Here is a 7,162-nt window from a genome sequence, read left to right as displayed (position 1 = left end):
CGTCTTACAAGGCTTTGAGGTTGCCCCTAGGACACTCGATCTCTAGTCTCCGTACACCGCTGCACACTCAGCGGTCGGGCGTCGCGGCCCGTATTTCTTCAGACGCAAAAGCGTCGTGTGTCCTTTCAGTTGGCGCTTTTTTATCGTCTACTGTGCGGCGCTATGGCGGCTGTGCGCGGGATACCTTCGGGTATGCCGATGTTCTGGAGAGTCGGTCCGCGAACCCGCGTACAGCTGCCACCCCCATCGCGTCGCGGCGATCAATGGCAGCTCCTTAATATCTCCGGAGTTTCACCATGATCAAACCCACACCAAATCCCCCTGCCAGCGTGCTATTCACCGTTAAAGACGGCATCTGCACCCAAGACCTACTCGTCAACCTCAGCGAATCCCTCGCCTCTGCCCACGCCCTCACCTGCGATTTCGCCTTTGAACTCGACGGCTCGCGACGAGAAGGTGCGCTGGGTATTGCACAGTTGATCGAGGTGTCTCGGTTGTTGGCTGAACGTGTACTGGCTGATATTGAGCGTTAAACACTGCGCTGATCGTTCCCGCGCTCCGCGTGGGCATGCATTCCGTGACGCTCTGCGTCCCTAGCGGCGTTACCACGCAGAGCGTGGGAACGATCAAGCGTTAAGCACTGCCCAGAGGATCGTTCCCGCGCTCCGCGTGGGCATGCATACCGTGACGCTCTGCGTCACCCCGGTACGCAGAGCGTCCCAAGTGGCGTTACCACGCAGAGCGTGGGAACGATCAAGCGTTAAGCACTGCCCTGAGGATCGTTCCCGCGCTCTGCGGGGGCATGCATTCCGTGACGCTCTGCGTCACCTGGGGACGCAGAGCGTCCCTAGCGGCGTTACCACGCGGAGCGTGGGAACGATCAAGTGTTAAGCACTGCACTGAGGATCGTTCCCGCGCTCCGCGTGGGCATGCATACCGTGACGCTCTGCGTCACCCGGGGACGCAGAGCGTCCCTAGCGGCGTTACCACGCGGAGCGTGGGAGCGATCAGGTAGTCGACGAGTGCAAAAAAGTATCAGTGAGCGTGCTCCCAAGGATTTGTCACCGCCGCTTTTGAAGGCTGTAATCAACGCACACTCTTCCTGACTCCTTGTAGGAAGACACAACAACAATAACCGTCCTTCTGTAGCCCCCTGGGCGCGGAAATGGAGTGCGCGATGAAGTTCACAGCAAAAGCATTGCTTGCCTGCACCTGCATGACCCTCAGCGCCGTCAGCCTTGGCGCGCAAACCCTGACCATTGCCACCGTCAACAACAGCGACATGATCCGCATGCAGAAGCTCTCGAAAACCTTCGAGGCCGAGCATCCGGAGATCAAGTTGAACTGGGTGGTGCTCGAAGAAAACGTGCTACGCCAACGCCTGACCACCGACATCGCCACCCAGGGCGGGCAGTTCGATGTGTTGACCATCGGCATGTACGAAGCCGCACTCTGGGGCGCCAAGGGGTGGCTGGAGCCGATGAAGGACTTGCCGGCGTCCTACGACCTCGACGATGTGTTCCCTTCGGTGCGTGACGGCTTGTCGGTCAAGGGCTCGTTGTACGCCCTGCCGTTCTACGCCGAAAGCTCGATCACCTATTACCGCACCGACCTGTTCAAGGACGCCGGGCTGAGCATGCCTGAGCACCCAACCTGGAGCCAGATCGGCGAATTCGCCGCCAAACTCACCGACAAGTCCAAAGAGCAATACGGCCTGTGCCTGCGCGGCAAAGCCGGTTGGGGTGAGAACATGGCGCTGATCACCACCCTTGCCAACGGCTTCGGCGCGCGCTGGTTCGATGAGAAGTGGCAGCCAGAATTCAACGGCCCCGAGTGGAAGAACGCGCTGAACTTCTACGTCGACAACATGAAAAAATCCGGCCCGCCGGGTGCCTCCAGCAACGGTTTCAACGAAAACCTGGCGCTGTTCAACAGCGGCAAGTGCGCGATCTGGGTGGATGCCAGCGTGGCCGGCTCGTTTGTCACCGACAAGAGCCAGAGCAAGGTCGCAGACCATGTGGGCTTTACCTTCGCGCCCCATGAGAAAACCGATAAGGGCACCTCGTGGCTGTACTCCTGGAGCCTGGCGATCCCGACCAGTTCCAAGGCCAAGGACGCCGCCAAGGTGTTCACCAGTTGGGCCACCTCCAAGGAATACGGACAGCTGGTGGCCAAGACCGATGGCATCGCCAATGTGCCGCCCGGTACGCGCCAATCCACCTACAGCGATGAATACATGAAGGCAGCGCCGTTCGCCAAGGTGACGCTGGAGTCGCTGAAAGTGGCCGACCCGACCAAGCCAACCGAGAAGCCGGTGCCGTATATCGGTATCCAGTTGGTAACCATTCCTGAAGTCCAGGCGATTGGTACCCAGGTGGGCAAGTTCTTCTCGGGGGCGTTGACCGGTCAGCAAACCGTCGATGCTGCATTGGCCGCCGCGCAGAACACCACCGAGCGGGAAATGAAGCGGGCTGGTTACCCCAAGTAACCCAATTTCACCCGCGCAAATGTAGGAGCAGGGCTTTTGTGGGAGCTGGCTTGCCTGCGATGCAAACAACTCGGTCTATCAGTAGCACCGAGGCGATACCATCGCAGGCAAGCCAGCTCCCACAGTGACCGCGCTCCGACGCAGATTCTGTAGGCATCTGACTGGTTCTGATCACCATGAATACACCCACCAAAAACCGCCTGGCCAACCCCGGCTGGTTTCTCGTCAGCCCCTCGGTGGCCTTGCTGCTGCTGTGGATGATCGTGCCGCTGGGCATGACCCTGTACTTTTCGCTGATCCGCTACAACCTGCTCTACCCCGGCGAAAACCAATTCGTGGGGCTGGAGAACTTCAGCTATTTCATCACCGACTCGGGGTTCCTGCCTGGCGCCACCAATACCCTGTTGCTGGTGGGCAGCGTGTTGCTGATCAGCGTGGTGTTCGGCGTGTTGATCAGTGCGCTGCTGGAGGCCAGTGAGTTCCTGGGGCGCGGCGTCGTGCGGGTAATGCTGATCTCGCCGTTCTTCATCATGCCCACCGTCGGCGCGTTGATCTGGAAGAACCTGATTTTCCACCCGGTGTCGGGGATTCTCGCCGCCGTGTGGAAGTTCTTCGGCGCCGAGCCGGTGGACTGGCTGGCGCATTACCCGCTGCTGTCGATCATCATCATTGTGTCGTGGCAATGGCTGCCTTTCGCGATCCTACTGCTGATGACCGCCATGCAGTCCCTGGACCAGGAACAAAAAGAGGCCGCACGCCTGGACGGTGCCGGCGCCATTGCGATCTTCTGGCACCTGACCTTGCCCCACCTGGCGCGCCCGATTGCCGTGGTGGTGATGATCGAAACGATCTTTTTGCTCTCGGTGTTCGCCGAAATCTTCACCACCACCAACGGTGGCCCCGGCTACGCCTCCACCAACCTCGCCTACCTGATCTACAACCAGGCGCTGGTGCAGTTCGACGTGGGCATGGCCTCGGCCGGCGGCTTGATTGCCGTGGTCATTGCCAATATCGCGGCGATCATCCTGGTGCGGATGATCGGCAAAAACCTGACTGACAAGCCTTGAGGGCCGCGCCATGACGCTTCAACAATCCCGCCGCCTGCAAAGCCTGTTGCTCGGCACGTTGGCCTGGGCCATCGCGATCCTGATTTTCTTCCCGATCTTCTGGATGGTGCTGACCAGCTTCAAAACTGAAATCGACGCGTTCGCCACCCCGCCGCAGTTCATCTTCACGCCGACGCTGGAGAACTACCTGCACATCAACGAGCGCAGCAACTACTTCGCCTACGCCTGGAACTCGGTGGTGATTTCCTTCAGCGCCACCGCCCTGTGCCTGCTGATTTCGGTGCCGGCGGCCTACTCCATGGCGTTCTACGAAACCCAGCGTACCAAGGGCACGCTGCTGTGGATGCTGTCGACCAAGATGCTGCCGCCGGTGGGCGTGCTGATGCCGATCTACCTGTTGGCCAAGAGCTTTGGCCTGTTGGACACGCGCATTGCGCTGATCATCATCTACACCCTGATCAACCTGCCGATTGTGGTGTGGATGGTGTACACCTACTTCAAAGACATCCCCAAGGACATCCTCGAAGCCGCCCGCCTGGACGGCGCCACCCTGTGGCAGGAAATGGTGCGGGTGCTGCTGCCGATTGCCAAGGGTGGCCTGGCCTCCACGGTGTTGCTGTCGTTGATCCTGTGCTGGAACGAGGCGTTCTGGTCGCTGAACCTGACCTCCTCCAGCGCCGCGCCGTTGACCGCCTTGATCGCCTCTTACTCCAGCCCCGAAGGCTTGTTCTGGGCCAAGTTGTCCGCCGTCTCGACCCTGGCCTGCGCGCCGATCCTGATCTTTGGCTGGATCAGCCAGAAGCAGTTGGTACGCGGTTTGTCCTTTGGCGCCGTCAAATAATAATTCGAAAAGGAGGCCCATCATGGCCAACCTGAAAATCAAGAATCTGCAAAAAGGCTTCGAAGGTTTTTCCATCATCAAGGGCATCGACCTGGAAGTGAACGACAAGGAATTCGTGGTGTTCGTCGGCCCGTCGGGCTGTGGCAAGTCCACCCTGCTGCGCCTGATCGCCGGCCTGGAAGAGGTCAGCGACGGCACTATCGAACTCGATGGCCGCGACATCACCGAAGTCACCCCGGCCAAACGCGACCTGGCCATGGTGTTCCAGACCTACGCGCTGTACCCGCACATGAGCGTGCGCAAGAACATGTCATTTGCCCTGGACCTGGCCGGTGTCGACAAGAAACTGGTCGAGAGCAAAGTCAGCGAAGCGGCGCGTATTCTTGAGCTGGGGCCTTTGCTGGAGCGCAAGCCCAAGCAGCTCTCGGGCGGCCAGCGCCAGCGCGTGGCGATTGGCCGGGCGATTGTGCGCAACCCGAAGATCTTCCTGTTCGACGAACCGCTGTCCAACCTCGACGCCGCCCTGCGCGTGCAAATGCGCCTGGAGCTGGCGCGCCTGCATAAAGAACTGCAAGCGACCATGATCTACGTGACCCACGACCAGGTCGAAGCCATGACCCTGGCCGACAAGGTAGTGGTGCTCAACAGCGGGCGCATCGAACAGGTCGGCTCGCCGCTGGAGCTGTACCACCAACCGGCCAATCTGTTTGTCGCGGGTTTTCTCGGCACGCCGAAGATGGGCTTCCTCAAGGGCCAGGTCACCCGCGTCGACAACCAAAGCTGCGAGGTGCAACTGGACGCCGGCACCCTGATCAACCTGCCGTTGAGCGGCGCCACCCTGAGCGTGGGCAGCGCGGTGACCCTGGGCATTCGCCCCGAGCATCTGGAAATCGCCACACCAGGGCAAACCACCCTGACCGTCACCGCCGACGTCGGCGAGCGCCTGGGCAGCGACACGTTCTGCCACGTCATCACCCGTAACGGCGAGCCGCTGACCATGCGTATCCGTGGCGACATGGCCAGCCAATACGGCGAGACGCTCCAGCTGCACCTGGACCCGGCGCACTGCCATCTGTTCGACACCGATGGCGTCGCCGTGGCCCGCCCACTGCGCGCTGCCGCCTGATTTCGTGAGTATTTCCCGATGAAATTGAATAAAGCCAACCTCACCCGACTGGCGCCCGAAGTGCAGGTGCCGACCTACGCACTTGCCGATACCCGCCAGGGCATCGCGCACATTGGCGTCGGCGGTTTCCACCGTGCGCACCAGGCGTTTTACACCGATGCCCTGATGAACACCGGCGAGGGCCTGGACTGGGGCATCTGCGGCGTCGGCCTGCGCAGTGAAGACCGCAAGGCCCGCGATGACCTGGCCGGCCAGGATTACTTGTTCACCCTGTATGAACTGGGCGACACCGACGACACGCAAGTGCGTGTGATCGGCTCGATCAGCGACATGCTGCTGGCCGAAGACGGCGCCCAGGCGCTGATCGATAAACTCGCCAGCCCCCAGATCCGCATCGTCTCGCTGACCATCACCGAAGGCGGTTACTGCATCGACGACAGCAACGGCGAGTTCATGGCCCACCTGCCGCAGATCCAGCATGACCTGGCGCACCCGAGGGCACCGAAAACCGTGTTCGGCTTTATCTGCGCCGCCCTCACCCAGCGCCGCGCCGCCGGCACGCCGGCCTTTACGGTGATGTCCTGCGATAACCTGCCCCACAACGGCGCCGTCACCCGCAAGGCCCTGCTGGCCTTCGCCGCCTTGCACGACGCCGGGCTGCACGACTGGATCAAGGCCAACGTGAGCTTCCCGAATGCCATGGTTGACCGCATCACGCCAATGACCAGCACCGCCCACCGCCTGCAACTGCACGACCAGCACGGGATTGACGATGCCTGGCCGGTGGTGTGCGAACCGTTTGTGCAGTGGGTGCTGGAAGACAAATTCGTCAACGGTCGCCCGGCCTGGGAAAAGGTCGGCGTGCAGTTCACCGATGACGTCACGCCTTACGAAGAAATGAAGATCGGCCTGCTCAACGGCAGCCACCTGGCTCTGACGTACCTGGGGTTCCTCAAGGGCTACCGGTTCGTTCACGAGACCATGAACGACCCCGTGTTCGTGGCGTATATGCGCGCCTACATGGACCTGGATGTCACGCCGAACCTGGCACCGGTGCCCGGTATCGACTTGACCGAGTACAAGCAGACCCTGGTGGATCGCTTTTCCAACCAGGCGATTGCCGACCAGTTGGAGCGCGTATGCTCCGACGGTTCATCGAAGTTTCCCAAGTTCACCGTGCCGACCATCAACCGCCTGATTACCGACGGCCGCGAAACTGAGCGTGCCGCGCTGGTGGTGGCGGCCTGGGCGCTGTACCTGAAAGGCGTGGATGAAAACGGCACGCGCTACAGCATCCCGGACCCACGGGCAGCGTTCTGCCAGAACCTGGTGAGCGATGATGCGCTGATCAGCCAGCGATTGCTGGGGGTGGAAGAGATTTTTGGCACGGCTATTCCCAAGTCGGCGGCGTTTGTGGCAGCGTTCGAGCGTTGCTATGCAAGCCTGCGCGACAAAGGCGTCACAGCCACACTGCAAAACCTGCTGAACAAACCGGATTAAACAGGTGGGAGCTGGCTTGCCTGCGATAGCGGTCTGGCAGTCACCGCAGGGTTGACTGGACCACCGCTATCGCAGGCAAGCCAGCTCCCACATCGACCGTATTTTCAATCCAACAATAAGACTACGGCGCACTCCCTCAT

General features: G+C 60.9%; 6 protein-coding genes. All 6 read left to right on the top strand.

Features of this window, described 5'->3' with window-relative positions; all coding sequences use genetic code 11:
* The first annotated feature begins 296 nt into the window (after positions 1-296).
* Positions 297-533, top strand: a complete 237-nt coding sequence (locus tag GIW04_RS25960) for a DUF6124 family protein (RefSeq protein WP_034135497.1) — start codon at positions 297-299, stop codon at positions 531-533.
* A gap of 644 nt (positions 534-1,177) precedes the next feature.
* On the top strand, positions 1,178-2,488 hold the full coding sequence (locus tag GIW04_RS25955) for an ABC transporter substrate-binding protein (RefSeq protein WP_236479330.1): 1,311 nt from the start codon (positions 1,178-1,180) through the stop codon (positions 2,486-2,488).
* Between the two features lie 176 nt (positions 2,489-2,664).
* Positions 2,665-3,555 (top strand): carbohydrate ABC transporter permease, encoded by an 891-nt coding sequence (locus tag GIW04_RS25950; protein ID WP_003190955.1) that lies wholly within the window; start codon positions 2,665-2,667, stop codon positions 3,553-3,555.
* Positions 3,556-3,565: 10 nt separating this feature from the next.
* Complete coding sequence (locus GIW04_RS25945; RefSeq protein WP_005788583.1) at positions 3,566-4,396, top strand: carbohydrate ABC transporter permease; 831 nt, start codon at positions 3,566-3,568, stop codon at positions 4,394-4,396.
* Between the two features lie 22 nt (positions 4,397-4,418).
* Positions 4,419-5,522, top strand: coding sequence for an ABC transporter ATP-binding protein (locus GIW04_RS25940; protein WP_120248221.1), 1,104 nt, complete (start codon positions 4,419-4,421; stop codon positions 5,520-5,522).
* Positions 5,523-5,540: 18 nt separating this feature from the next.
* Positions 5,541-7,022: a mannitol dehydrogenase family protein gene (locus GIW04_RS25935; protein ID WP_120248222.1), complete on the top strand. Its 1,482-nt coding sequence runs from the start codon at positions 5,541-5,543 to the stop codon at positions 7,020-7,022.
* Positions 7,023-7,162 lie beyond the last annotated feature (140 nt).

Source organism: Pseudomonas sp. PA-4-8C (genome assembly GCF_021606625.1).
GTDB classification, from domain to species: Bacteria; Pseudomonadota; Gammaproteobacteria; order Pseudomonadales; family Pseudomonadaceae; genus Aquipseudomonas; species Aquipseudomonas lactis.
The sequence above is the reverse complement of the archived record's forward strand: the minus strand, read 5'-3'. Positions and strand labels throughout refer to the sequence as shown.

What these genes read in the sequence shown, in the direction of transcription:
- GIW04_RS25945 (WP_005788583.1), top strand. Translation starts at nt 3,566, where the DNA reads ATGACGCTTCAACAATCCCGCCGCCTGCAAAGCCTGTTGCTCGGCACG.
- GIW04_RS25940 (WP_120248221.1), top strand. Translation starts at nt 4,419, where the DNA reads ATGGCCAACCTGAAAATCAAGAATCTGCAAAAAGGCTTCGAAGGTTTT.
- GIW04_RS25955 (WP_236479330.1), top strand. Translation starts at nt 1,178, where the DNA reads ATGAAGTTCACAGCAAAAGCATTGCTTGCCTGCACCTGCATGACCCTC.
- GIW04_RS25950 (WP_003190955.1), top strand. Translation starts at nt 2,665, where the DNA reads ATGAATACACCCACCAAAAACCGCCTGGCCAACCCCGGCTGGTTTCTC.
- GIW04_RS25960 (WP_034135497.1), top strand. Translation starts at nt 297, where the DNA reads ATGATCAAACCCACACCAAATCCCCCTGCCAGCGTGCTATTCACCGTT.
- GIW04_RS25935 (WP_120248222.1), top strand. Translation starts at nt 5,541, where the DNA reads ATGAAATTGAATAAAGCCAACCTCACCCGACTGGCGCCCGAAGTGCAG.